A 24,348-nucleotide genomic window follows, 5' to 3' on the forward strand; every position below is an offset into this window, starting at 1 on the left:
GGGGTGCAGGGGTGCGGGCCAGGCAGGCGCGTTTCAGACGGCGAAGGCAGGCGCCTTGCCGCTGGCGATGCCGTTCGCGCGCGCTTGCGCGGCGGCGGCCGCTTCAGCGTGCGGCAGGATCCAGAAATCTCCTGCGCACACGCCGTCGAGGATGTGCCTGGCCATGGTTGCCGCCGGCATGCCCTGCGCGATGCTCGCCCGTAGCGCCTGGTTCATGCCGCCGACGCCGCTTTGCGCGCCGGCTGGCAGGTCGAGCGCAATGCCGGTGGCCACCGGGCCTGGGCATGCCACCGACACCTTGAGCGGCAAGCCCGCCGCCTGCAGCTCCATCGCCAGCCCTTCGCTCAGCGCCACCACGCCCTGCTTGGACACGGTATAGGGCGCAAGCCAGGGGCCCACGGCTAGGCCTGCCATGGAGGCGATGTTGACGATGTGCCCGCTGCCTTGCGCCGCCATGCGAGGCACGAAGACGCGCAAGCTGTGGATGACGCTCCACAGGTTGACATTCAGTACGCGTTCGAACACGGCGGCATCCAGCTCCCAGCAGGCGCCGGTCGCCAGCACGCCGGCATTGTTGAAGAGCAGGTCGACCCGGCCCAGCAGTTCGAAGCTGCGCGCGCAGAGCTGCTCGACCTGGGCAGCTTGCGCCACATCGGTTGGCAGCATGGCTATCGTTTGCGGGTGGTGCGCCAGTTCGCCGTGCACGCGCAGCAGCGCGTCGGCATCCTTGTCCGCCAGCACCAGCGCCACACCCTGCGCGGCGAGCGCTTGGGCCAGGGCCCGGCCGATGCCGCCGCCGGCGCCTGTGATCACTGCAGTCTTTCCGGTCTCGTTTGCCGCCATGGCGGTGCTCCTCTCGAAGGGGTTGAAATGGATGGCGCGCAGGATTGCGTCCTCCCATTTCTATCGGCCGGGCCCGGCCCGCGCATCGTCTGTTTGAGTGAGGAGCCAGTCGCTCCGCCAGGCTCAGGGATTGCCCTGAGAGGGGAGTTGCCTAGTCCGTTTGCGGTATGTGAGCGCGCGGCAGGAGCGTAAGGTCTGGCCTATCCGCAAGCGGTGACGCGGGTGCGGAAACAAGCGCCGGCAACGCCGTGCGGCATGAAGCGACGGCGGCATCACAGGGCGCGCGGATCAGCGCAAAATCAGTGCAAACCATGACGCGCAATACTGCCGCCGGCACAGTGGCGATCCATATAATCGGGAACCGCCGGGGGGCCGCAGTGCCCCTGTCATGGCGAACGCCGGCCGCAGAGCCAGGCGTGAATAACAGGAGACAAAGAGGTATGTTGATGGAGGCAAGCCACAGCCAGGAACCGGCGCATTGCGATGCGCCGGTGTCGCTCTCGTTGGCGGATTTCAGTACGCTGCTTGGCAAGGTCTACCAGGGGCCCATGGAGCAGGTGCCCTGGAGCAAGGCGCTGGAACTCATCCGCACCCACCTGCGTGCGAACTACGTCACGCTGATCCTGCGCTCGCCGGCCAGCGACCGGCCCGGCCTGATGGTGAATGCCAGCGAACAGGGCGGCACCACCTTGCCCGGCGAGGCCATGTACAACAACTACTACTACGCGCTCGACCCCTTCGTTGGCTTGCCCGCCGACCGCGTGGTGACGATCGACGAGCAGCTTGGCACGGGCGTGTGGTGCAACAGCGACCTGTATCAGCAGTTCCTGAAGCCGCTCGGCATCCGCTATCTGCTGGGCGCGGATATCCGCACCGACGACGGCGTGGAATGCCGCTTTCGCGTGTGCCGCAACGCCGACGCGCCGGACTTCTCCGAGGCGGACAAGACCATTTGCGCGATGCTGCTGCCGCACCTGCGGCGCGCGGTCGATCTGCACTCGCGCATGGATGTGGTGGAGTCGGAGCGCACGCTGTACGCCAGCGCCATCGACCGCATGCTGGTCGGCATGGCGATACTCGACGAGACCGGCGCCATCATGCGGACCAATTCGGCCGCGGACGAGATCCTTGCCGACAAGGACGGCATCCGTATCGCCAGGGGCTCGCTGGATGTCGAGTACGCGCAGGAGAACCGCCAGTTCCAGCGCCTGCTGCGCCAGGCCATCATGGGCCATATCGGCAACGCGCCAGCGGTGATGGAGGCGATGTCGATCACGCGGCCTTCGGGCAACGCGAAGCTGGGCGTGCTGATCCGCACGATTCCGCTGAGCGAGTGGTCGGAAGACAACAAGCGCCAGCCTTCGTGCGTGATTTTCATCCGCGACCCGGAGCGCAAGTCGCAGGCCTCGCACGAGGTGGTGCGCAAGCTGTTCGATTTCACGCCGGCGGAAACCCAGCTCGCGCTGCAACTGGCCAACGGCCTCGCGCTGGAAGAAGCGGCCGAGGAGCTCGGCATCAGCAAGAACACCGCGCGTGCCCACCTGCGCGCCATCTTCTCCAAGACCGGCGTGACCCGGCAGGCCACGCTGGTGCGCATGTTGCTCAGCAGCGTGGTGGCGCTCGGCTAAGCGCGCTAGCCCGCCGGCCTGGCGGGCTTGGCGCTGACCACCAGCGGGAACCCCTGCGGCGTGGCCAGCACCGCGCGCAGCTCGTGCGGGCCGCTGGCAAGCGGCTGCGCGATCCGCGCGCCGCGCGCCAGCAGGTGCGCGATCGCCGCGGCGATATCCTCGCCGGCTTCCAGCCGGAATGCCAGCGCGGGCTGGGAGACAAGCCGCTCCTCGCCGGCCACCAGCGCTATCGTGATGGGGCCGGCATCCAGCGCACAATAGCGCCCGGCATCGCGAAACTTCACCGCCAGGCCCAGGCCCTGCTCGAAGAACGGTAGGGCGGCGTCGATATCGTCCACCGGGTAAAGCAAGAGGTTCGATTGCATGTTGGCGCTCCTTGTCAGCGGGCTGCCGCCGCCTGGCGGCACATGGCGCCGCTGGCGTCCTCACAGGCCGCCACGAATCCGCCCAGCCGCTGGTAGACCGCCTCGCCCTGCGCGGGCGGTGCGTCGAGGCGGGCGCCGATCACGCTGACGGTGATATTGCCGCGCTCCACCTCGCGTCCCTCGGAGCGGGCGGCGCCGCCATCGTACTGGGTCCTGGCGTCTCCCAGCACCACTCCCGGGCGCGCCGGCAGCGTCGTGCCTGGCAGCGCGTGCGGCGCCATATCGTCGACGAAGACCATGTGGTAGGGCGAGTAGTCGCCATTGACCGTTTGCATGACGCCCCGGATGGCGTTGGTGCGCGGCAGGTTCACGTTCAGCCCCACGCCCGGCGGCAGCAGCGCCTCGCCCGGGCTCTTGCCGCTCGCCTGCAATTGCGTCACCAGCGCGGACACGATGCCCGCTACCCTGGCCGGCGCGTCCTCGCTGTGGTCGGCGCTCACCGCTATGGCCGGCACGCCGCGGCGCAGCGCTATTTCCAGCACGCCGATGGTGCCGGACAGGTTGACGAGATAGCCCGTGTTCCAGCCGATGTTCGGCCCGGAGATGACGAGGTCGGGCGCCTTGTCCCGGAACACCCGGTCCAGGCCATACATGGTCGCCACTGCCGGCGTGCTGTCGACGATATGCACGTTCGGGTCCTGCGCGTCGCGGCGTACGTCGACCGGCTTGAAGTACTCGAACGAGGCCGAGGCGCCGCTGAAGTTGCGCTTCGGCGCGGCCATCACCACGTGGTGTCCATCCTGCTTCAGCCTGGCGTACAGGGCGCGGATATTGGTCGATTGATAGCCGTCGTCATTGGACAACAGGATGTCGAGCGCATGGGCGGGCGCGGCGGCGCCGGTCAGCAGGGCGGCCAGCAGCAGCGTGCGGCGAAGCGTAGGCATGTTCATGAGGGCGTATCCGTGTGGAGGTGGTGAGTGGTCCTGCACATGATAGGGATATGGTGCCGCTGCGCATAATCCAATCAGACGATGCCGCGCTCCCCCCGGCCGCTCACACTGCGCTCACGCAGGCCAGCAATAACGGTGCCGGCGATGGCGCCGCCCGCCACGACAACGCGGCGGTGCTGCCGGCCGATGGCCTGGAAACCAAATGCAAAGGAAGGGGACCGCAATGCGATTTTCGCTGATCTACGAAGCACAGACTGTCGACGCGTCGCGCGCCGGCGACCACAAGGTGTTCGACGAAATCATGGAGCAGGTGGAGCTCGCCGAGGACATGGGTTTCGATGTCGTCTGGGCGGTGGAGCACACGGCGCTGACCAACTACGCACACATGAGCGCGCCGGAGACGTTCCTGGCCTTCGTGGCCGGACGCACGCGCCGCATCGGCATCGGCCACGGCGTGGTCTGCCTGCCGCCGGCGATGAACCATCCGGTCAAGGTGGCCGAGCGCGTGGCCACGCTCGACATCCTCTCCGGCGGGCGCGTGCACCTCGGCGTGGGCAAGGGCGGCACGCAGCAGGAAGCGGGCACCTTCGGCTACGACCTCAATACCCTGCACCCCATGATCGATGAGTCGATGTACCTGATTCCGAAGATCCTGACCCAGGACGAGATCGAGCACGACGGCGAGTACATCAAGATCCCGCGCCGCCCCATCCATCCCAAGCCGCGCCAGGACCCGCATCCGCTGATGTACCTGGCATGCACCAACGCCGACACGCTGCAGCGCGCCGGCGCGCGCGGCATGGGCGCGCTGGTGCTTGGCTTTGGTGGCCCGGAAGACGTGGCGAAGAAGAACGCCATCTATCGCAAGGCATACGAGACGCGCCAGGCGGGGGACCAGGTTGGCTTGCGTCCTCACCAGCATCTTGCCGCGCTGTGTCCGACCATCGTGCTGGAAGACGGCAAGGCCGCGCGCAAGATCGGCATCAAGGGGCAGCGCTATTTCATGGAGTCGCTGGCGTACTGGTACTCCGGCGGCGAGCGCCCCAATCCCGATGCATGGGACGCGGAGAACGTCACGGAGGAGGACGCCCAGGGCAAGGCCGTGATCAAGACCAGCTTCGCCTCGGAGAAGGTCACGGTGGACTTCAGCGATCCGTCGATGATGATGCTCAACCCCAACCATGCCTACGGCACGGTGGAGGACTGCATCGGCTATGTGCAGCGCCTGATCGATGCCGGCGCCGACGAGATCCTGTTCATCTGCCAGATGGGCACGGTGCCGCAATGGGCCCAGCTTGAAACCATCCGCAATATCGGCGAACACGTGATCCCGCACTTCCGCGCCCAGGGCCGCAAGCTGCGCGCGCTCGCCTGAGCGAGCCACCGGCCCATCGCTGCCGCGCGACTAGTCCCCTCGGACGATGGCGCGGGGCGGCGGCGATGGCAGCATGAAGGCACGACAAGACCGGCCCGGCGGCCGGCAAGAGGAGATGGCGGTGCATCGAGACAACTACCCCGAAGGACTGGCAGCCGAACTGATCGGCCGCGCGCACGAAATGATCCCGGTGCTGGCGCAGCGCGCGGGCCAGGCCGAGGCGCAAGCGCGCATCCCGGCCGACACCGTGGCCGACATGCAGGCCGCGGGCTTCTTCAAGGTCCTGCAGCCGCGCCGCTACGGCGGCCATGAGCTGGACCCGCAGACCTTCTTCGAGATTCAGATGGCCCTGGCCAAGGGTTGCATGTCCACCGCCTGGGTCTATGGCGTGGTGGGCGTGCACAACTGGCAGCTCGCCTTGTTCGACGGCCGCGCGCAGCAGGACGTCTGGGGCACGGACGCGTCTACCCTGATCGCCTCGACTTATATGCCGGTGGGCAAGGTGGTGCCGGTGGACGGCGGCTTCCGCTTCTCCGGGCACTGGAAGTTCTCCAGCGGCAGCGAGCTGTGCGACTGGATCTTCCTCGGCGGGCTGGTGCCGCCGCAGCAGCCTGGCGCTGCGCCCGAGTACCGCACCTTCTTGCTGCCGCGCGGCGACTACACCATCGTGCGCAACTGGGATGTGCTGGGCCTGCGTGCCACCGGCAGCCACGACATCGTGGTGGACGACGTGTTCGTGCCGGCCTACCGCACCCACAGCGCCATCGACGGCGCCATGGGCACCAGTCCCGGCCTGTCGCTCAACAAGGCGGCGCTGTACCAGTTGCCGTTCGCCCAGATCTTCGTGCGTGCCGTCTGCACGGCCTGCATCGGCGCGCTGGAAGGCGGGCTCGACGATTTCGTTGCCTATGCCGATGGCCGCGTCAGCGCCAACAGCGGCGGCAGGACGGCCGAGGACGGCGGCGCGCAACTCGCCTGCGCCAACGCCGCGGCCGGCATCGACGAGATGCGCACCATCCTGCGCCGCAATTTCGACGAGCTGATGGCAACGGCGCAGCGCGGCGAGCAGCTCGATACCGCGCGCCGCCTGCATTTTCGCTACCAGTCGTCGCAGGTGGCCGAGCGCTGCGCGCAGCTCGCCAGCAGCCTGCTGCGCTACGCCGGCGGCAATGGCATCTACGTCACCAATCCGCTGGTGCGCCGCTTCCTTGACCTGCACGCGGCGCGCGCCCACTACGCCAACAACCTGGATCGGTTCGGCCAGAACCTGGGCGGCGTGATGATGGGCCGCACCAACACCGATTTCTTTATCTGAGGCCGGCGTGGAGCGGATCATGAATCAGGAAACAGGGCAGGCAGGCGGCACCGCCGTGTTTGATGTGGTGGTGGTTGGCTCCGGGGCGGGCGGCATGCTGGCAGCCTGCCGCGCGGCGGATCGCGGCCTGTCCGTGGTGGTGGTGGAAAAGAGCGGCCAGTACGGCGGCACCTCCGCGGTATCCGGCGGCGGGATCTGGATTCCGCTCAATCACCATATCGAAGAAGCGGGAGGCAGCGACAGCTACGACGCCGCGCTCGCCTATCTCGAAGCGTGCACCGAAGGCCGCTCCACGCCCGCCAAGCTGCGCGCCTACCTGGAACATGGTCCGCGCATGCTTGGCTACCTGGAGCAGCGCACGGGGGTGCGCTACTACTCGCTGCCGCGCTACGCCGATTACTTCCAGCGCTTGCCGGGCGCGTTGCCGGGATACCGGTCGCTGGATCCGATGCCGTTCGATGGCGCGCTGCTGGGCGCGGAGTTCGAGCGGCTGCGCCCGCCTTCGCCCGGGACGCTGGTGGCGGGCCGGGTGGCGGTGACCTCCGCCGAGGCCCACGCCATGCTGAGCAAAAGCCGGGGCTGGCTGGGCGTGGCGGCCCGGCAGTTCGGGCGCTACTGGCTGGATCTGGGCTGGCGCCGGCGCACCGCGCGCGACCGTCGGCTTACGCTGGGCAACAGCCTGGTGGGCGGCTTGCGCCACGCCATGATGACGCGCGGCATCCCGCTGTGGCTCGATACCGCGCTGGAAGACCTGCTGGTGGAGGAGCACGGCGGCGCGGCGCGCGTCACCGGCGTGCAGGCGCGGCGCGATGGCGTACCCGTGCGCATCGAAGCCCGGCGCGGGGTGATCCTGGCCGCGGGCGGTTTCGAGCGCAACCAGGCCATGCGCGAGCAATACCTGCCGCACCCCAGCCGGGCCGAGTGGAGCGCCACGCCGCCCCACAACACCGGCGACGGCATCCAGGCCGCGCAGCGCGCGGGCGCGGCGCTGGAGCTGATGTCGCATGTCTGGGGCGCGCCAACGGTGAAGGTCAACGGCGAGGAAAAGCAGCGCGCGATCTTTGTCGAGCGCGCGTTGCCCGGCTGCATCGTCGTCAACGGGCGCGGCAGGCGTTTCGTCAACGAGGCCGCGCCGTATTCCGAGTTCGTGCCCGCGATGTACCGCGACCACGAGCAGACGGGCTGCAGCGTGCCGGCGTGGCTGGTGTTCGATGCCACCTTCCGGCGCAAGTATCCCTGCGGGCCGATCCTGCCCGGATCGATCATGCCGGACCACCGCATCCCCGCGCCCTTCGCGGACATCCTGGTGCGCGCCGAATCGCTCGATGCGCTCGCCCGGCGCGTCGGCATCGCCCCCGCTGCCCTGGCGCATACCGTCAACCGCATGAACGGCTTCGCAGCGCGCGGGGTGGACGAGGACTTTGGCAAGGGCGACAACGTTTTCGATACCTACTACGGCGACACCCAGGTCCGCCCCAACCCGTGCCTGGCGCCGATCGGGCGCCCGCCGTTCTACGCGGTGCGCATCGACGCGGGCGATATCGGCACCAAGGGCGGGCTGGCGACCGACGCCAGCGCCCGCGTGCTGCGCGAGGATGGCTCGCCCATCGACGGGTTGTTCGCCATCGGCAATACCAGCGCCTCGATGATGGGCGCCAGCTATCCGGGCGCTGGCTCCACCATCGGGCCGGCCATGACCTTTGGCCTGATCGCCGCCGATGTGCTGGCGGGCGGGGCAACCGGGCAGGGCCAGGCGGAATAACACCATGACGCAGCGCGATGCGGCTACCGCGCCGCGCGGCATACAAGCAGGAGGCATGATGAACCAGACTATTTCCCCGTCGCTGCGCGACGATATGCTGATGGCAATGCGCCGCATGGCGCGCTCGGTAGCGGTGGTGAGTTGCCGCGAGGGCGAGCGCCGCTACTCGATGTCGGTCACGGCGGTCGATTCGCTGTCCGCCGATCCGCCTTCGCTGCTGATCTGCATCCACCGCAATGCCTCGATCTACCCGGCGCTCAATGCCGGAGTGGACTTCTGCGTCAACCTGCTGGCCGCCGATCATCGCGACATCGCAGTCGATTGCAGCGGCCGCCTCAAGGGCGAGGAGCGCTTTACCACGGGCCAGTGGGAGGCCGACCTGCTGGGCGTGCCTTTCCTGCGCGATGCCCAGGCAAACCTGATCTGCGAGCAGGACGGCCGTTTCGACTACGGCACCCACGCCGTCTTCATCGGCCGCCTGCGCGAGGTCCGGCTGGCCGGCGAGGTGGCGCCGCTGGTCTATGTGGACGGCGCTTACTCCACCTCGGCGCCGCTCGCCAGCCTGCGGGCAGCGTGAGGTGAACCAGATGCCGGAGCCCGCGCCATGACCGCCACCGCCGTCGTTCCCGATGCCGCTTCTGATCCCGCTTCTGATCCGACCTCAGGCGGGGTCAACGCGGTATCGCCGCCGCTGGTCGTCGCCGACCCGCTCGCCTACGGCTGGGATGCCTGCTGCGACGTGGCGGTGATCGGTTTCGGCGCGGCGGGCGCCTGCGCGGCGCTCGAAGCCGCACGGGGCGGGCTCGGCGTGGTCGTGGCCGAGCGCTTCGAAGGCGGCGGCGCCAGCGCCAGGAGCGGCGGCGTGGTGTATGCCGGCGGTGGCACGCCATACCAGTTGGCTGCCGGCTACCATGACACGCCCGAGGCCATGGCGGCTTACCTGCGCCAGGAGGTTGGCGACGCCGTGGGCGATGCCACGCTGCAGGCCTTCTGCGAGCGCAGCGCGGGCATGATTGCCTGGCTGGAGCAACTGGGCGCGCGCTTTGCCGCCACTGTGCCGCCCCGCAAGACCTCGTATCCCGCGCAGGACTATTACCTCTACTACTCGGGCAACGAGGCCGTGGCGGACTACGCGCGCCATGCCGAGCCGGCGCCGCGCGGCCATCGCTGCAAGGGCAATGGCATGTCCGGCCACGTGCTGTACGGCGTGCTGCGGCGCGCGGTGCAGGCGCAGGCCGGGGTGGAGGTGATGCGCCACGCCGCGGCGCGCCGCCTGATCGTCGATGGCCAGGGCGCGGTCATCGGCGTGGAACTGCGGCGCCTGCCGCCGGGCCGCCAGCAACGCCGGCATGCCCGCCTGGCGCGCTGGGCCGAGCGCCTGCACAATCTCTCCCCGGCGCTGGCCGATGTCTTGCGCCGGCGCGTGACGCAACTGGAAGCGAAATTCGCCCAGCCCTATGCAGTGCGTGCCGGTGCCGTGGTGCTGGCCACCGGCGGCTTTATCTTCAACCCGGCCATGGTGGCCGCGCATGCCCCCAAGTACCGCCGCAACTGGCGCTTGGGCACCACCGGCTGCGATGGCAGCGGGATCCGCCTCGGCCTGTCCGTCGGGGCGGCGGCGCGCTACCTGGAGCGTGTTTCCGCGTGGCGCTTCATCAATCCGCCGTTCGACTGGGCGCGCGGCTGCGTGGTCAACGCGCAAGGCGCGCGCATCGGCAACGAAGAAGTCTACGGCGCGCGCCTGGGCCACGCCATCTGCGAGGAGCACGGTGGCCGCGCCTGGCTGATCCTGAACGCCGGGCTGGCGCGCGCGGCCCTGCGCGATTGCGTGAGCGGACGCCTTTGGGCCTTTCAGCGCGTGCCCGCCATCATGCTGATGCTGTTTGGCGCCACGCGTGCCCCGGGTATCGAATCGCTGGCCGACAAGCTGGGCATGCCGAGCGCGGCCTTGCTGGCGACGCTGGCTGCGTATAACGCGGCGGCGCGCGGCGAGCGGCCCGACCCCGTGGGGAAATCCGCGGCGATGTGCGCATCGCTGGAGCACGGGCCCTATCTGGCCATCGACATCAGCGCGCACAGCCGCACCTTTCCCTGTCCCGCCATCACCCTTGGCGGCCTGCGCGTGGACGAGGCGTGTGGCCAGGTGCTGGCGCAAGGCGCCGGCGGGCAGGCAGCGGCGATCCCGGGCCTGTACGCGGTCGGCCGCACCGCGGTCGGCATCGCATCGAATCACTACGTGAGCGGCCTTTCGCTGGCCGACTGCATCTGGTCGGGGCGCAATGCCGGGCGCCATCTCGTTGCCCTGGCGGACCAGGCGGGCCGCATTGAAGACACCGACGAACACACCCACACCATCGAACACACCAAGGAGACAAGCCATGAGCAACCGGGTTGAAGGAAAGATCGCCATCGTCACCGGCGCCGCCAGCGGCGTCGGCAAGGAAGATGCCTTGCTGCTGGCGCGCGAGGGCGCGCGCGTGGTGCTGACCGACCTGAACGAGGAGGCCGGCCACGCCGTGGCGCGCGAGATCGGCGACACCGCCATCTTCGTGCCCCACGATATCGCCAGCGAAGCCGGCTGGCAGCAGGTCATGCAGCGCACCCAGGACCGTTTCGGCACGCCGGGCGTGCTGGTCAACAACGCCGCGGTGCTGGCGCTGGGCTCGGTGGAGGACACCACGCTGGAGCAATGGCAGCGCGTCATGCGCATCAATGCCGATGGCTATTTCCTGGGCTGCAAGTACGGCGTGGGTGCGATGAAGGCGAGCGGTGGGGTCATCGTGAATATGTCTTCGGTGGCGGCGCTGGGCGGCATGGGTGTGTTCTGTGCCTATAGCGCCAGCAAGGGCGCGGTGGCTGCGCTCACCCGCAGCGTGGCAGCCTACTGCAAGCAGCGCGGCTACAAGATCCGCTGCAATTCCGTCCACCCGGATGGCATCCTGACGCCGATGACGGCCGCGCTGATGCAAGGCGCGGCCGACGCCCCGGCCACCCATGAGCAGCAGGGCGGCGATCCGATGCAGCGCATGTGCCTGCCCGGCGACGTGGCAAACCTGGTGCTGTTCCTGGCCTCCGATGAGTCGCGCTTTGTCAACGGCGCCGAGCTGCGCATCGACAATGCGCAGACCATCATGGGCGTAGCCTGATCGCGGACATCATGGTGCAAGCGCAATTCCACCCGCTGCGCATCGCCCAGGTGGTGGCCGAAACCGACGAGGCAAGCTCGCTGGTGTTCGAGCTGCCCGACGGACTGCGCGATACGTTCGCCTACCGGCCGGGCCAGTTCCTGACGCTCAAGGTGCCGCTGGAGGGCGCCGCGCAGCAGCGCTGCTACTCGCTGTCCAGCAGCCCCCAGGTCGACAGCGCGCTGCGGGTGACCATCAAGCGCGTGCGCGGCGGGCGCGTATCCAACTGGATCTGCGACCGGCTCGGCGCCGGCGACACGGTCGAGGTGATGCCGCCCGCCGGCGTCTTCACGCCGCGCAGCCTGGATGGCGACCTGCTGCTGTTTGCCGGCGGCAGCGGCATCACGCCGGTGCTGTCGATCGCCAAGGCCGCGCTGCGCCATGGCGGCGGCAACGTCACGCTGATCTACGCCAACCGCGACGAGCGCAGCGTGATCTTCCGCGATGCGCTGTGCGAGCTGGCTGCGCGCCACGCGGACAGGCTGCGCGTGATCCACTGGCTGGACAGCGTGCAGGGGCCGCCCTCGCAGGCCCAGCTTGAAGCGCTGGCCGCGCCGTGGGGCCACGCCGATTGCTTTATCTGCGGGCCGGGACCCTTTATGGACGGTGCCCAGGCCGCATTGCAGACGCTTGGCGTGGCACGCGAGCGGATTCACGTGGAGCGCTTCGGCGCGCCGCCGCCGGCCGCGGTGCCGGCCAAAGAACAAACGCCGGCAGCTTGCGCGCCCGCCGCACTGGAAGTGGAGCTCGACGGCGTACGCCACCGGCTCGACGCGCGCGCCGGCGAAACCGTGCTCGACGCCATGCTGCGGGCCGGCGTGGCGGCGCCGAACTCCTGCCGTTCCGGCCTTTGCGGCGCCTGCATGTGCCAGGTGACGCACGGTGAGGCGACGCTGGGGGAGAACCACGTGCTCGACGCCGCCGACCGTGAGGCTGGCTGGACCCTGGCCTGCCAGGCCCGCGCGGCCGGCAGCGAACTGCACCTGAAATTTCCAGACTGACATGATGACAACCGACACCATCGAAACCGAACCGAGGTTGGCCGGCGCCGCCGGCGCGGGGGAGGCCATCCCCGCCACCATCCCGGCCACCATCCCGGAACTGGTACGCACAGCCGCCGCGCGCCACGGCGAGCGCATCGCCATCCAGGAGGACGGGCTGCGGCTCAGCTTCACGGAGCTCGACACGCTGCGTGCGCAGGCGGGGCGGGCGCTGCTCGCGCTGGGCGTGGTGCCTGGCGACCGGGTCGCCGTCTGGGCGCCAAACCTGTCGGAATGGATCGCCGCCGCCCTGGCCGCGCACAGCATTGGGGCGGCGCTGGTGCCCATCAATACCCGCATGAAGGGCATGGAAGCCGGCGCGATCCTGGCCGACAGCGGCGCGCGGGTGCTGTTCTGCATCGACGATTTCCTCGGCGAGAGCTATCCGGAAATGCTGGCGCCGCACCGGCCCGGCACGCTGGAGCGGATCGTGATGCTGCGCGGGCGCGCAGGGCGGCAGATGGCGCCGGACGAGCTTGCCTGGGCGGACTTCCTGGCACTGGCGCCGCGCACCGGCGAGGCCGCATTCCGTGCCTGCGAGAGTGCCGTGTCCGGCGACACCCTGATGGACATCATGTTCACCTCCGGCACCACCGGGCGCCCCAAGGGCGTGATGACCGCGCATGCGCAGAACCTGCAGGCCATCCACGGCTGGGCCTCGATCACCGGCGTGGAAGCCAGCGACCGCTACCTGATCGTCAATCCCTTCTTCCACACCTTCGGCTACAAGGCCGGGTGGCTGGCCGCGCTGGCCAGCGGCGCCACCATCCTGCCGCACCTGGTGTTCGATGCCGAGGCCGTGATGACCCGCATCGAGAACGAGCGCATCACGGTGCTGCCCGGGCCGCCCACGCTCTACCAGACACTGCTGAACCATCCGCGCCTGCGCGAGTTCGACCTGTCCTCGCTGCGGGTTGCGGTGACCGGCGCGTCGGCGATCCCGCCCGTGCTGATCCAGCGCATGCGCCGCGAGCTGGGCTTTCGCGACATCTTCACCGGCTATGGCCTGACCGAGTCGTGCGGCTTCGCCACCCTGACCCGTGCCGCAGACGATGCCGACATCGTGGCGCTGACCTCGGGCCGCGCCATGCCGGGGATCGAGCTGCGCTGCGTGGATGGCGCCGGCCAGCCGGTGCCGGCGGGCGAGCCGGGGGAGGTGACGGTACGCGGCTACAACGTGATGCGCGGTTACTTCCAGCTACCCGAGGCCACTACCGAAGCCATCGATGCGGGTGGCTGGCTGCGCACTGGCGATATCGGTACGCTGGACGTGCGCGGCAACCTGCGTATCACCGACCGCATCAAGGACATGTTTATCGTCGGCGGCTTCAATTGCTATCCGGCCGAGATCGAGAAGCTGCTGGTATCCCATCCGGCGATCGCGCAAGTGGCGGTGGTGGGCGTTCCGCACGAGCGCCTGGGCGAGGCGGGGAAGGCTTTTGTGGTGCTGCGGCATGGCAGCAAGGTTGGCGCAGACGAACTGATCGACTGGGCGCGCCGGCATATGGCTAACTACAAGGTGCCGCGCGAGGTGGTGTTCGTGCAGACGCTGCCGACCAGCGCGGCCGGCAAGATTCTTAAGTATCGGTTGCGGGAGGGGTGAGGGGCCAAGGAATCTGTTGGAACCCAGGGCCGTACGACGAAACTCTGGCGTTCCCAATGAGGCCACGCCAGCCTCCTGCAAGGATCGCTTTATTTCGGTTCAACCAAGCCGAACGCGACATCCGCATGCCCAAACTCAAACGGAAGGTCTCGGGCGGCTTGCTCACCCCGCACGGGCTGAGCGCGTTCTGCACCATTCGCTCCTATCTTGCCTCCCTGCGAAAACAGGGCCGCGCTCTTCCAGGCGCCGACCCTTGCATTTTCGGGCAACGTACCTTCGCCTGTCTGACGCGTGGTGGCTGAATAGTTACGTTCTCTCCTCAATCTCTTCGTACCAGTTTCGGCATGGCGTAAGACCCGTCGATCAGCGGCGCGGTCGGTCCATAGAAGCGCGCAGCGACGCGGAACGGTCCTTGCGGGGGCAGCGGTAGCCAGTTTCGCGCCTGTTCCGGGTCAGACGGCTTGTCATGCTGGAAATACAAGGTGAGCTTGCCGTCGTTCACCGCAAACTGCCCGGCCGCGACCTGGTAGCTCGTTACGCTGTAGCGGTCGATCGGGTTGTCGACAAAGTAGCCGCTGTCGTCGTAGACCGGCAGCTCCCAGAACTCGGTGACCGCAGGAAGGTTCTTCATGTCGAGCGTCATCGTGTAGCGACGGGCGCTGTCGAGCGGCCTGCCCTGTGCGTCCGCCATGGCGTAGGCAATGGTGTGCGACTGGTATGGCACGGGGCTGCCCCAGGCAATGTCCGCGGCCCCGGCCCTCGCCTTGAAGTCGTTGCCGTTGTTGAAGAGACTGCTCTGCAGCTTCCAGCCGTTCATGTCGGCCTGCGCGGCGCTGAACGCCGCGCGCGCCTCGGCACGTGCGGCGTCGAACCCCTTCTGCACGGCGCTGCGCTGCGCGCGTGTGAGCCTTTCCGGATCGAATCTCACGCCCTTGCGCAGGCCGAGCGGCCCCAGCGCGCGCAAGGTATCGCGCTCGGTCACCGAGTCGCTACGCAGGGTCAGGGATTCGTCGTTGATCACGAGGCTGGCCAACTGCAGGTAATCGGTGGCCGTCATCGAGTTGGCCATGTCGGAAATCTGAGACATGCGCGCAAAGGCGCGGTAGTTCGCGGCCTGCTTCGGGACCTCGGCCAGCGGCACCGGTTTGCCGCCGTTGCGTTTCCAGCGCTCCAGGAGCTCGACAGCCACACCGTCCATCAGGCGATGTGCGGATTCGAAGTCGGCGTCGTCGCGCGTGGTGATCGCCACGCGCAGCGTGATCGCGAACGCGTCGGACGGCGCTCGCACGACCTCGGTGCCGCGAAACCCCTGCGGCAAAGTACCGTGCCAGTTCGGCCCGACGATCAGGTAGCGTTGCGGCGCGTTGCCGGTGAACTGGCTACCCACCATAAAGAACCAGTCGGCGTACTGGTCAAGCGCCTGGATGCTCCAGTAGCGGCCATCTTCGACCTTGGGCGAGGTAACCACGACCGGCTGGCGGGACAGGTCGAAGAAGCCACCGGCATACAGGGTCGAGGCGTTCGGCGTGGTCGCGAAACGCTCTTTCGCGGTGAAGAGCTTCCGGTTCTGCGCCAGGCGGTTGATGCCGCGATATGCGGGCATCGCCTCCGCCTGCGTGAAGACGTAGCGCAACTCGTAGAACCCGGCTTGCTGCAGGCCCCAGAAGTACGCCTGCCGGGTCAGCGCTTCGATCTGATGAGGCGCAAGCCGCGCATCGATGCCCGCCGGGGCCAGGGGCGCCGGCGTCGGCTGGGCGTGGGCCTGCAGGCAAGCAAGGGCGAGGATGGCGGCGCAGGCGCGCCGCGACCAGTTGGCATTCATCGATGTGCTCCTTGTCGGTAAGGCTGCCCGATGGCATCGGGTCAGCAGCGCGGCACGACGCCGCCGGGCATGACTGCCCAGGGCCCGCCGTAGCCGCTACGCACGTCAGTGTCCCCGCAATGCCGGGCGCCGGCATCGTCCGGGTGAATGGCTGGGATCTACTCCAAATATGGGTGGCGCCGGCCCACGGCGCGTGCGTGGCTCAACTGAGCGACATGACGCTGTTGAGCAGCGTGCGCACCAGCTCGGCTTGCCGGGTGACGCCCGCTTTCTGGAAGACGGAGCGCAAATGGCTGCGCACGGTATTGGTCTTCACCTTCAACGCTTCGGCTGCGGCTTCCAGCGAACAGCCGTTGGCCATCAGCAGCGCCAGCGATGCCTCCGCCGGCGTGAAATCAAACAACTGGCGCAACACCTCGACGGAGGTCCGGGAGCTGCACGCGGGGTCGCGGATGACCACCACGCAAGCGGGACACCATTTGTTCTCTTCCGACCATTCCCTAACGGGTATCGCGCGGATCAACACCTCGAGCCTGCCCTTGCCCGAAGGGCGGGCCAGGGACATCGCCTCCACCATGGGCCCGGGGGCGCCGTCATCGTGTGAGATCGGGATCGAATCGATCGAGCGCCGGACCAGCTCACGGAAGCGGCCGCGCGCCCGGCTGTCTGCGAGCTCGAACTTGCCGCCGCGCAGGCGGATACCGTCATCCTCGCTCAGAACCGTGCGCGCCGCCGCATTGGCCTTGAGCACGATGCCCTGGTCGTCCAGCATGACCATGCCGATCTGCATGCGGTCGACCGCGTGTTCGTAGAGGCCACGTTCGGACTCGGCCACATCGATGCGGGAGTACACGTCGACGGCGCGCTTGATGTGAGGCAGCAGCGCAATGCAGACGGCTTCGTCCTTCTCCGAGAAATCCCCGGCGTCGTGGCTGCGGCACAGGCGGAAGCGGCACATCACGCCGTCGTCGGTCTGGATATCCGCGCCAAGGATATAGCGCATATCCATGCCCTTGAGCAGTTGCCGGTAGATGCCGCTCTGGCACCATGCCTCGGTGCCCAGGAACTTGTCCACCGTGGTCACGGTGCCTGGCGGCAGGTCGACAAACGGGTCCAGCGCATGGTAATGGCTGTCGTACGTGATCGGGTTGCGCGCATAGGTGTCGCGCGGCGGCATGTTGAACATCGATCCGGGACGGTCGAACGTGGGCGGTCGCAGCATCAGGGCTGCGGCGCGGGCATTGAGCAGGACGCGCACGGACTCGAGCGCGCTCGACCACGGTGCTTCCTCGAGCGGTCCGCGATAGATGGCGTCGAGCAGCTCGCCATACTGCGGGACCGTAAAACCCGCCGTTGCATAGATCGAAGGCTCGATACGATGCACGGTTTTCGCCATTGACATATTCCTCTCGTCTTCAGGTGAAGAATTGCCAGCCGGATTGTTCCATGAATTCCGGCGCGGGCACCATTGGCGTTCACCCGAAGGGCGACCGGCGCTTCGGCACATCGTCTGCGCAGACAGGGGGCGTCCACTACATTCCGAGGTCGCGCGCCCGCCTCCGCCACGCTTCTCGTCTCTGCGCAAGTGGCTGGGACGGCTCACAAGACTTCCCAGGAAATTCAGCCGCGCCAGCAGCCAGAGGCGCTAAAGCCGCGCCCCTTCGCGCCCCACCGCGCCACCCGCCAAAAGCCCAACCAACCCCACCTGGCTAGTCCCAACAGACGATGCCCACATCCCGCTTCCCCTGAACAATGGCTTCACCAACCTGCCGCACCCAACGCGGCAGCAAATGAAATCCAGGAACAGCGAGGAGGCAGCATGATGGACATCCGAGCGCTCGGCTATATCGTGGTCGAGTCCACCGACACCGAGCGCTGGCGCCACTACGGCGAGCAAGTGCTCGGCATGGCGTGCACCAATGCGCCCCATGGCGCGCTCTATCTCAAGATGGACGAGCGCGACTACCGCTACCTGATCGTGCCCGGCAAGCAGGACCGCTACCTGGCATCGGGCTGGGAGCTGGCCGGCGAGGCGGCCTTCAACCACGCGCTTGCCACGTTGCGTGCCGCCAACGTGGAAGTCACGCATGCCAGCGAGGCTGAGCGCATCCAGCGGCGCGCGCAGGCTGTGGCCTGGTTCGCCGATCCTTCCGGCAACCGGCACGAGATCTTCTGGGGCATGCGATCGGATTTCCTGCGCTTTGTCTCGCCCATCGGCGTGTCGTGCTTCGTCACCGATCCGCTGGGTGCGGGGCACTCCGTGCTGCCGGCGCCGGCCTTTGACGAAACCTATGCCTTTCTGCGTGATGTGATGGGCTTCGGCCTGTCGGACATCTTCCGCGCGCGCTTCACTACTGATCCGGCGGAGCCGGAGAAGCGCATCCACTTCCTGCATTGCGGCAACGGGCGGCACCACAGCCTGGCCATCTTCGAGGCCCCCGCGCCCAGCGGCTGCGTCCATGTGATGGCCGAGGTGCCGGACATGGGGGAGGTGGGCCGCGCGCTCGACCGCGCGCAGCAGCACGGCGTGGCGCTCTCGGCCACGCTGGGCCAGCACTGCAACGATCGCATTGTTTCCTTCTACATGAAGACGCCCGGCGGCTTCGACCTCGAGTACGGCTACGGTGGGCTGGTGGTCGACTGGAGCCAGCACGCCGCCTTTGAGGCCACCCGGGTCAGCCTGTGGGGTCACGATTTCAGCATCGGATATCGCTAGGACTATGCGCAAGACACTGGACAAGACCATGACCGCGGCCGAAGTGGTCGGCCGCCTCGCTGATGGCATGACCATCGGAATCGGTGGCTGGGGCCCTCGCCGCAAGCCGATGGCGCTGGTGCGGGAAATCCTGCGCTCGCCGTTGAAGGATCTCACCGTGGTGGCCTACGGCGGCCCGGAAGTCGGCATGCTGTGCGCGGCCGGCAAGGTGCGCAAGGTGGTGTTCGGCTTCGTCTCGCTCGACGTGATCCCGCTGGAGCCGCATTTCCGCGCGGCCCGCGAGCGCGGCGAAATCGACGTCTGGGAACTCGACGAGGGCATGTTGCAGCTCGGCTTGCGCGCCGCCGCCGCGCGCCTGCCGTTCCTGCCGACGCGCGCCGGGCTCGGGACCGACGTGCTGGCTTGCAACCCCGCACTCAGGACCGTGCGCTCGCCCTACGCCGATGGCGAGGTGTTGCTGGCGATGCCGGCCATCCCGCTCGACGCTGCGTTGCTGCATGTCAACGAGAGCGATGTGCTGGGCAACACCCGTATCGATGGCCCCGATCCCTTTTTCGACGAGTGGTTCGCGCGGGCGGCGGGCCAGTGCTATGTGAGCTGCGAGGTCCTGCACGACCGCCTGGAGGACGAAGACCTCGCGCGGGCGCGCAACAACCCCTTCGAGCGCGCGCTTGTCAGCGGCGTGGTGCACACGCCAGGCGGGGCGCATCCCACTTCCTGCGGGCCTGCCTATGGCTTTGACCTGCCGCAGCTGAAAGCCTACTGCGCCAGCGCCGAGCAGGAGGCGGGCTTCGCCACCTACCGCAAGGACGTGATCGGCGGCACCGAAGCCAGCTACCTGGACAAGATCGGTGGCATGCGCCACGTGCTGGACCTGCCGTTGCCGGTCCTTTGAACCCGTCACAAGGAGAAGGAGCCATCGTGAGCGCCACTCAACAATTCACTCTCGCCGAACTGATGATCGCCGCCGCGGCCCGTGCCTGGCGCGACGACGGCGAGGTCATGGCCACCGGCATCGGCACCGGCCCGCGCATCGCGGCCGGGCTGGCGCGGTTGCTGCACAACCCTGGCCTGATGCTGACCGACGGCGAAGCCTACCTGGTGGAAGAGCCGGTGCCGCTGGGGCGCCGCGAGCCGGGCTTCAAGGTGCGCGCCAGCGGCTGGATGGGCTATGCGCGCGTATTCGACTGCCTGTGGGGCGGGCGCCGCCATGCGCTGGTGATGCCCACCCAGATCGACCGCTTCGGCCAGGCCAATATCTCCATGCTCGGCGGCACCCATGCGCAGCCAAAGAAGCAACTGCTCGGCGCACGCGGCTTTCCCGGCAACAGCATCCACCATGCCAACTCCTTCTTTGTGCCGGCGCACAGCCCGCGCGCCTTTGTGGCCGGCGAGGTCGATATGGTGTGCAGCGTGGGCTACAACCCGGCGCGCCAGATCGAAGGCATGCGCAGCTTTGTCGACCTGCGGGTGATCGTGACCGACCTGTGCGTGATGGATTTCACCGGTCCCGATCACGCCATCCGCGTGCGCTCGCTGCATCCCGGCGTGAGCCTGGAGCAGGTGCGGGCGGCCACCGGATTCGCACTGGCCAACCCGTCCGGGGAAATACTGCCGCAGACCCCCGCGCCCACCGCGGATGAGCTGGCCGTCATCGGCCGGCTCGATCCGCACAACCTGCGCGCCGCCATCGTGCGCGAGAACCCGGCCGTGCGCGCCGCGTGAGGAACACCATGTCATCGCAAGCTAACGAATCCCTTGGGCTGGGCCCCAACGCCGAGGTGCTTTTTGAGGCGGCCGACGGCGTGGCCATCGTCACCATGAACCGGCCGCAGTACCACAACGCGCAGAACTCCAAGATGACCTATGCGCTGGACGAGGCGTTCCGGCGCGCGGCGGCGGACGACGCGGTCAAGGTCGTGATCCTGCGCGGCGCCGGCAAGCACTTCTCGGCCGGGCACGATATCGGCACGCCGGGGCGCGACATTGGCGAGTCGTTCGAGCGCGTTTCGCTGTGGCCCGACCATGTGGGCAAGCCGGGCGGCGAGATGCTTTACACCCGCGAGCAGGAGGTCTACCTCGGCATGTGCCGGCGCTGGCGCGACCTGCCCAAGCCGACCATCGCCGTGGTGCACGGCGCCTGCATTGCCGGCGGCCTGATGCTGGCCTGGGTGTGCGACCTGATCGTGGCGTCGGACGATGCCTTCTTTGCCGATCCGGTGGTGCGCATGGGCATTCCGGGTGTGGAGTATTTCGCGCACGCCTACGAGCTCAATCCGCGCATCGCCAAGGAATTCCTCTTCATGGGCGAGCGCATGGATGCCCAGCGCGCCTACCAGATGGGCATGGTCAACCGCGTGGTGCCGCGCGCGGCGCTGGATGCCACCGTGCAGGGCATGGCGGCCAAGATCGCGCAGATGCCGCGGCTGGGCTTGAGCCTCACCAAGCAGGCCATCAATCACGTCGAGGAACTGCAGGGCAAGCGCGCGGCCATGGACGCGGCCTTTGCCTGGCACCACTTCGCCCATGCCCACAACGAGCTGGTCAGCGGCGACAAGCTGGGCGGCTTCGACGCACGCGCCATGGCGGCTTCGCAACGCACCGGCGAGGAGAAGGCGGCATGAGCGGCGCGCCCCTGCATACCGTGCTGTGCGACTTGCTGGGTTGCCGCTACCCGATCGTGCAGACCGCGATGGGCTGGGTGGCCGATGCCCGCCTGGTGGCCGCCAGCAGCAATGCCGGGGCCTTCGGCTTCCTGGCCGGCGCCACCATCGAGCCGGGCGCAGTCGAGCAAGAGATCCTGCGGGTGAAGGCGCTCACCAGCCAGCCCTTCGGCATCAACTTCCATATGTTCCAGCCCAACGCCGACGAGGTGGTCGAGATGGCCATCCGCCACCGGCTGCGCGCGGTCAGCTACGGACGCGGGCCGGACGCCGCGATGATCGGCCGGCTCAAGGCCGCGGGCGTGGTGTGCATGCCCACCGTGGGCGCGGCCAAGCACGCCGCCAAGGCCGTGGAGCTGGGCGCCGACGTGGTGACCGTGCAGGGCGGGGAGGGCGGCGGGCATACGGGCGGCACGCCCACCACGCTGCTGCTGCCGCAGGTGCTGGACAAGGTGGCGGTGCCGGTGGTGGCCGCGGGCGGCTTCTTCGACGGCCGCGGGCTGGCCGCGGCGCTGGCCTACGGCGCGGCGGGCATCGCCATGGGCACGCGCTTCCTGATGTCCGGCGAGTCGCCGGTGCCGCCGCAAACGCTGGAGCGCTACCTGGCAGTCCGGGATGCGGCGCAGATCCGCGTCTCGCTTGCCATCGACGGCCTGCCGCAACGGATGATCGACAACCGCCTGCTGCTGGCGCTGGAGCAGGCCGGAGCGCTGCGCCGCACGCTGATGGCGCTGGCTACCGCCCGCCAGTGGCGCCAGCACAGCGGCATGGGGCTCGCGCAGATGCTGGCGGTGGCTTGGCGCGCGCTGCGCCAGCACGACTACACCACGGCGCAAACGCTGATGGCGGCCAACGCGCCCGTGCTGATCCAGCGCGCCATGGTCGAAGGCCACCCCGACGAAGGCGTGCTGCCGAGCGGACAGGCCGCGGCGGCCATTGGCGCCATCGAATCCTGCGAGCAGATCGTTGCCCGCATTGCCGCGCAGGCCCAGGCGCGCCTGGGCGCGCTGACGGGACCATCCAGCGCCAGGCCGGAACGCGGCAATCCCATCCAAGCCATCCATTGAAGGCAGACGTTCATGACAACGACGAGATCAAGCGAGCCTGTAGCACTGGCCGGTAACGAGCCCTTTCACATCGAGGTGCGGGACGGCGTGGCGGAACTGGCGATCGCCCATCCCCCGGTCAACGCGCTGGACAGCGCGGGCTGGCATGCGCTGGCGGCGGCCATCGAGCGGCTCGGCAGGGATGACGCCGTGCGCGTGATCGTGCTGCGCGCAGAGGGCCGGGGTTTCTGCGCCGGGGTCGACATCAAGGAGCTGGCGGCCCACCCGCAGCGCATCGTGGCGGTCAACGCCGGCAACTACGTCACCTTCCGCGCGGTCCATCGCAATCCAAAGCCTGTGATCGCGGCGGTGCACGGCTTCGTGCTTGGTGGCGGCATCGGCATCTGCGGCGCGGCGGATATCCTGATCGCCGCCGAGTGCGCGCGCTTCGGCGTGCCCGAGATCGACCGTGGCGCCATGGGCGGCGGTGCCCACCTGCAGCGCATGTTTGGCGTGCAGAAGGTGCGGGCGATGTATTTCACCGGCGACATGATCGACGCCGCCGAAGCCTACCGCCTGGGCGCGGTGGAGCGGGTGGTGCCGCGCACGGCGCTGCGCGATACCGCGCTGGAGATGGCGCGGCGCATCGCGCAGAAAAGCCCGGCCATGGTGCGCCTGGCCAAGGAGGCGCTCAACGGCGTGGAGGACGGCAACCTGGAGGACAAGTACCGCTGGGAGCAGGGCTTCACGCTGCAAGCCTATATGAGCGCGGATTCCGACGAGGCGCGCGCCGCCTTCGTGGAAGGGCGCGAAGCGCGCTTCGCGGCGCAGGCTTCCACTGTCAACGCCTGAGGTTGCCCGATGCATCTCGAATACACCGAACGCCAGCAGGCCTTTCGCGCCGAGATCCGTGCCTGGCTGGCCGAGCGCGTGCCGCGCGCGCCGCTGGCCAGCTTCGACACCGCCGAAGGCTTCGCGCAGCATCGCGACTGGGAGCGCACCCTGTACGAGGGGCGCTGGAGCATGGTGACCTGGCCCAAGGAACTGGGCGGACGCGGCTGCGACCTGATCGAATGGCTGATCTTCGAGGAGGAGTACTGGCGGGCTGGCGCGCCGATGCGCGTCAACCAGAACGGCATCTTCCTGCTCGGGCCGACCTTGATGGAGTTCGGCACGCCGGAGCAGAAGGCGCGTTTCCTGCCACGCATGGCCGCCGGCGAGCACGTGTGGGCGCAGGGCTGGTCGGAGCCGAACGCGGGCTCCGACATGGCCGCGATCCGCTGCACCGCCATCCGGCAGGGCGACGAGTACGTGCTCAACGGGCAGAAGATCTGGTCGACCCGCGCGGTCTGGGCCGACTGGCTGTTCGGCCTGTTCCGCACCGATCCCGCGTCGTCGCGCCACCACGGCCTGACGTTCCTGCTGATGCCGCTGGATACGCCCGGCATCACGGTGCGGCCCATCCGCCAGCTGAACTGCCTGACCGGCTTTGCCGAGATCTTCTTCGACGATGTGCGGGTGCCGGCGGAGAACCGGCTGGCGGCGGAGGGGGCGGGCTGGCAGGTGGCGATGGCTACCGCCGGCTTCGAGCGCGGGCTGATGCTGCGCTCCCCGGCGCGCTTCCAGGAGACCGCGCGCGCGCTGGTCCGGCTCTACCAGGAACACCGGGAATCGGCCGACCGCGACCCCGCATTGCGCGACGCCGTCACGCGGGCCTGGATGGATACCGAGGCCTATGCGCTATCCACCTACGCCACCGCCAGCAGGCTGGCCAAGGGCGGGCATATCGGCGCGGAGTCCAGCACCAACAAGGTGTTCTGGTCCGAGCTGGATATCCGCATGCACGAAACCGCGCTGGCGATCCTCGGCCAGCGCGGTGAACTGGTGCCCGCGCAAGACGCGGCGCAAGGCACGCTCGGTGCCTGGCTGGACGGCTTCCTGTTCGCGCAGGCGGGGCCGATCTACGCGGGCACCAATGAGATCCAGCGCAACATCGTCGCCGAACGCCTGCTGGGGATGCCGCGCGCCTGAGCGC

At 68.5% G+C, this 24,348-nt stretch carries 21 protein-coding genes and 1 pseudogene; 17 read left to right on the forward strand and 5 right to left on the reverse strand.

Annotated elements, in window-relative coordinates; genetic code table 11:
* Nucleotides 1-33 precede the first annotated feature (33 nt).
* Complete coding sequence (locus tag AC1RWI_RS09495) at nt 34-843, reverse strand: SDR family NAD(P)-dependent oxidoreductase (protein ID WP_492865921.1); 810 nt, start codon at nt 841-843, stop codon at nt 34-36.
* A 440-nt stretch (nt 844-1,283) separates the two neighbouring features.
* Here AC1RWI_RS09495 and AC1RWI_RS09500 point away from each other — a divergent pair, with 440 nt between their 5' ends.
* Entirely contained in the window at nt 1,284-2,471 is a 1,188-nt protein-coding gene (locus AC1RWI_RS09500) for a helix-turn-helix transcriptional regulator (protein WP_492865923.1), read from the forward strand.
* A gap of 5 nt (nt 2,472-2,476) precedes the next feature.
* Here the strand turns inward: AC1RWI_RS09500 and AC1RWI_RS09505 are convergent, their stop codons facing one another.
* Together AC1RWI_RS09505 and AC1RWI_RS09510 are read right to left on the reverse strand one after the other, a co-directional pair.
* Entirely contained in the window at nt 2,477-2,836 is a 360-nt protein-coding gene (locus AC1RWI_RS09505) for a VOC family protein (protein ID WP_492865925.1), read from the reverse strand.
* A 14-nt stretch (nt 2,837-2,850) separates the two neighbouring features.
* Entirely contained in the window at nt 2,851-3,786 is a 936-nt protein-coding gene (locus AC1RWI_RS09510; protein WP_492865927.1) for a 5'/3'-nucleotidase SurE, read from the reverse strand.
* 223 nt (nt 3,787-4,009) lie between these two features.
* On the opposite strand from AC1RWI_RS09510, the gene AC1RWI_RS09515 reads away from it, so the two are divergent.
* From AC1RWI_RS09515 to AC1RWI_RS09555, 9 genes and pseudogenes are all read left to right on the forward strand, one after another.
* The gene (locus AC1RWI_RS09515) at nt 4,010-5,161 is read left to right on the forward strand and encodes an LLM class flavin-dependent oxidoreductase (protein WP_043355900.1); all 1,152 of its coding nucleotides are present in this window, start codon (nt 4,010-4,012) and stop codon (nt 5,159-5,161) included.
* A gap of 121 nt (nt 5,162-5,282) precedes the next feature.
* On the forward strand, nt 5,283-6,476 hold the full coding sequence (locus tag AC1RWI_RS09520) for an acyl-CoA dehydrogenase family protein (RefSeq protein ID WP_492866071.1): 1,194 nt from the start codon (nt 5,283-5,285) through the stop codon (nt 6,474-6,476).
* A gap of 19 nt (nt 6,477-6,495) precedes the next feature.
* Nucleotides 6,496-8,238 carry an FAD-dependent oxidoreductase gene (locus AC1RWI_RS09525; RefSeq protein ID WP_492865929.1) on the forward strand — a complete coding sequence of 581 codons (1,743 nt, stop codon included), beginning with the start codon at nt 6,496-6,498 and terminating at the stop codon, nt 8,236-8,238.
* Between the two features lie 58 nt (nt 8,239-8,296).
* Nucleotides 8,297-8,815 (forward strand): flavin reductase family protein, encoded by a 519-nt coding sequence (locus AC1RWI_RS09530; protein WP_043358295.1) that lies wholly within the window; start codon nt 8,297-8,299, stop codon nt 8,813-8,815.
* 27 nt (nt 8,816-8,842) lie between these two features.
* Nucleotides 8,843-10,633, forward strand: coding sequence for an FAD-binding protein (locus AC1RWI_RS09535; protein WP_492865931.1), 1,791 nt, complete (start codon nt 8,843-8,845; stop codon nt 10,631-10,633).
* Nucleotides 10,617-11,384: an SDR family oxidoreductase gene (locus AC1RWI_RS09540; protein ID WP_043355897.1), complete on the forward strand. Its 768-nt coding sequence runs from the start codon at nt 10,617-10,619 to the stop codon at nt 11,382-11,384. Before AC1RWI_RS09535 ends, AC1RWI_RS09540 begins: the two co-directional genes overlap by 17 nt.
* An 11-nt stretch (nt 11,385-11,395) precedes the next feature.
* The gene (locus AC1RWI_RS09545; RefSeq protein ID WP_492865933.1) at nt 11,396-12,424 is read left to right on the forward strand and encodes a 2Fe-2S iron-sulfur cluster-binding protein; all 1,029 of its coding nucleotides are present in this window, start codon (nt 11,396-11,398) and stop codon (nt 12,422-12,424) included.
* 1 nt (nt 12,425) lies between these two features.
* Entirely contained in the window at nt 12,426-14,066 is a 1,641-nt protein-coding gene (locus AC1RWI_RS09550) for a FadD3 family acyl-CoA ligase (protein ID WP_492865935.1), read from the forward strand.
* A 92-nt stretch (nt 14,067-14,158) separates the two neighbouring features.
* A pseudogene (locus AC1RWI_RS09555) lies at nt 14,159-14,296 on the forward strand (IS66 family transposase); the annotation flags it as partial.
* An 89-nt stretch (nt 14,297-14,385) separates the two neighbouring features.
* Here AC1RWI_RS09555 and AC1RWI_RS09560 read toward each other — a convergent pair.
* Together AC1RWI_RS09560 and AC1RWI_RS09565 are read right to left on the reverse strand one after the other, a co-directional pair.
* Nucleotides 14,386-15,888 (reverse strand): DUF1254 domain-containing protein, encoded by a 1,503-nt coding sequence (locus AC1RWI_RS09560; protein WP_492865937.1) that lies wholly within the window; start codon nt 15,886-15,888, stop codon nt 14,386-14,388.
* A 202-nt stretch (nt 15,889-16,090) separates the two neighbouring features.
* Nucleotides 16,091-17,290, reverse strand: a complete 1,200-nt coding sequence (locus AC1RWI_RS09565) for a helix-turn-helix transcriptional regulator (RefSeq protein WP_043355892.1) — start codon at nt 17,288-17,290, stop codon at nt 16,091-16,093.
* 417 nt (nt 17,291-17,707) lie between these two features.
* Here AC1RWI_RS09565 and AC1RWI_RS09570 point away from each other — a divergent pair, with 417 nt between their 5' ends.
* The 7 genes from AC1RWI_RS09570 to AC1RWI_RS09600 are packed head-to-tail and all read left to right on the forward strand — an operon-like array spanning nt 17,708 to nt 24,344.
* A complete protein-coding gene (locus tag AC1RWI_RS09570) occupies nt 17,708-18,604 on the forward strand; it encodes a VOC family protein (protein WP_043355891.1) in 897 nt (298 codons plus the stop codon).
* 4 nt (nt 18,605-18,608) lie between these two features.
* Nucleotides 18,609-19,499, forward strand: coding sequence for a CoA transferase subunit A (locus AC1RWI_RS09575; RefSeq protein WP_492865939.1), 891 nt, complete (start codon nt 18,609-18,611; stop codon nt 19,497-19,499).
* A gap of 26 nt (nt 19,500-19,525) precedes the next feature.
* On the forward strand, nt 19,526-20,329 hold the full coding sequence (locus tag AC1RWI_RS09580) for a CoA-transferase subunit beta (protein WP_043355889.1): 804 nt from the start codon (nt 19,526-19,528) through the stop codon (nt 20,327-20,329).
* An 8-nt stretch (nt 20,330-20,337) separates the two neighbouring features.
* Nucleotides 20,338-21,228 carry an enoyl-CoA hydratase gene (locus tag AC1RWI_RS09585; protein ID WP_492865941.1) on the forward strand — a complete coding sequence of 297 codons (891 nt, stop codon included), beginning with the start codon at nt 20,338-20,340 and terminating at the stop codon, nt 21,226-21,228.
* On the forward strand, nt 21,225-22,334 hold the full coding sequence (locus AC1RWI_RS09590; RefSeq protein WP_043355887.1) for an NAD(P)H-dependent flavin oxidoreductase: 1,110 nt from the start codon (nt 21,225-21,227) through the stop codon (nt 22,332-22,334). The genes AC1RWI_RS09585 and AC1RWI_RS09590 overlap by 4 nt, the downstream gene beginning before the upstream one ends.
* Nucleotides 22,335-22,346: 12 nt before the next feature.
* Nucleotides 22,347-23,165: an enoyl-CoA hydratase family protein gene (locus tag AC1RWI_RS09595; RefSeq protein WP_052495112.1), complete on the forward strand. Its 819-nt coding sequence runs from the start codon at nt 22,347-22,349 to the stop codon at nt 23,163-23,165.
* 9 nt (nt 23,166-23,174) lie between these two features.
* Entirely contained in the window at nt 23,175-24,344 is a 1,170-nt protein-coding gene (locus tag AC1RWI_RS09600; protein WP_492865944.1) for an acyl-CoA dehydrogenase family protein, read from the forward strand.
* Nucleotides 24,345-24,348: the final 4 nt, after the last annotated feature.

This window comes from Cupriavidus sp. MPR-AND1C, assembly GCF_058809705.1.

What these genes read in the sequence shown, in the direction of transcription:
- AC1RWI_RS09495 (WP_492865921.1), bottom strand. Translation starts at nt 843, where the DNA reads ATGGCGGCAAACGAGACCGGAAAGACTGCAGTGATCACAGGCGCCGGC.
- AC1RWI_RS09500 (WP_492865923.1), top strand. Translation starts at nt 1,284, where the DNA reads ATGTTGATGGAGGCAAGCCACAGCCAGGAACCGGCGCATTGCGATGCG.
- AC1RWI_RS09505 (WP_492865925.1), bottom strand. Translation starts at nt 2,836, where the DNA reads ATGCAATCGAACCTCTTGCTTTACCCGGTGGACGATATCGACGCCGCC.
- AC1RWI_RS09510 (WP_492865927.1), bottom strand. Translation starts at nt 3,786, where the DNA reads ATGAACATGCCTACGCTTCGCCGCACGCTGCTGCTGGCCGCCCTGCTG.
- AC1RWI_RS09515 (WP_043355900.1), top strand. Translation starts at nt 4,010, where the DNA reads ATGCGATTTTCGCTGATCTACGAAGCACAGACTGTCGACGCGTCGCGC.
- AC1RWI_RS09525 (WP_492865929.1), top strand. Translation starts at nt 6,496, where the DNA reads ATGAATCAGGAAACAGGGCAGGCAGGCGGCACCGCCGTGTTTGATGTG.
- AC1RWI_RS09530 (WP_043358295.1), top strand. Translation starts at nt 8,297, where the DNA reads ATGAACCAGACTATTTCCCCGTCGCTGCGCGACGATATGCTGATGGCA.
- AC1RWI_RS09535 (WP_492865931.1), top strand. Translation starts at nt 8,843, where the DNA reads ATGACCGCCACCGCCGTCGTTCCCGATGCCGCTTCTGATCCCGCTTCT.
- AC1RWI_RS09540 (WP_043355897.1), top strand. Translation starts at nt 10,617, where the DNA reads ATGAGCAACCGGGTTGAAGGAAAGATCGCCATCGTCACCGGCGCCGCC.
- AC1RWI_RS09545 (WP_492865933.1), top strand. Translation starts at nt 11,396, where the DNA reads ATGGTGCAAGCGCAATTCCACCCGCTGCGCATCGCCCAGGTGGTGGCC.
- AC1RWI_RS09550 (WP_492865935.1), top strand. Translation starts at nt 12,426, where the DNA reads ATGATGACAACCGACACCATCGAAACCGAACCGAGGTTGGCCGGCGCC.
- AC1RWI_RS09560 (WP_492865937.1), bottom strand. Translation starts at nt 15,888, where the DNA reads ATGAATGCCAACTGGTCGCGGCGCGCCTGCGCCGCCATCCTCGCCCTT.
- AC1RWI_RS09565 (WP_043355892.1), bottom strand. Translation starts at nt 17,290, where the DNA reads ATGTCAATGGCGAAAACCGTGCATCGTATCGAGCCTTCGATCTATGCA.
- AC1RWI_RS09570 (WP_043355891.1), top strand. Translation starts at nt 17,708, where the DNA reads ATGATGGACATCCGAGCGCTCGGCTATATCGTGGTCGAGTCCACCGAC.
- AC1RWI_RS09575 (WP_492865939.1), top strand. Translation starts at nt 18,609, where the DNA reads ATGCGCAAGACACTGGACAAGACCATGACCGCGGCCGAAGTGGTCGGC.
- AC1RWI_RS09585 (WP_492865941.1), top strand. Translation starts at nt 20,338, where the DNA reads ATGTCATCGCAAGCTAACGAATCCCTTGGGCTGGGCCCCAACGCCGAG.
- AC1RWI_RS09590 (WP_043355887.1), top strand. Translation starts at nt 21,225, where the DNA reads ATGAGCGGCGCGCCCCTGCATACCGTGCTGTGCGACTTGCTGGGTTGC.
- AC1RWI_RS09595 (WP_052495112.1), top strand. Translation starts at nt 22,347, where the DNA reads ATGACAACGACGAGATCAAGCGAGCCTGTAGCACTGGCCGGTAACGAG.
- AC1RWI_RS09600 (WP_492865944.1), top strand. Translation starts at nt 23,175, where the DNA reads ATGCATCTCGAATACACCGAACGCCAGCAGGCCTTTCGCGCCGAGATC.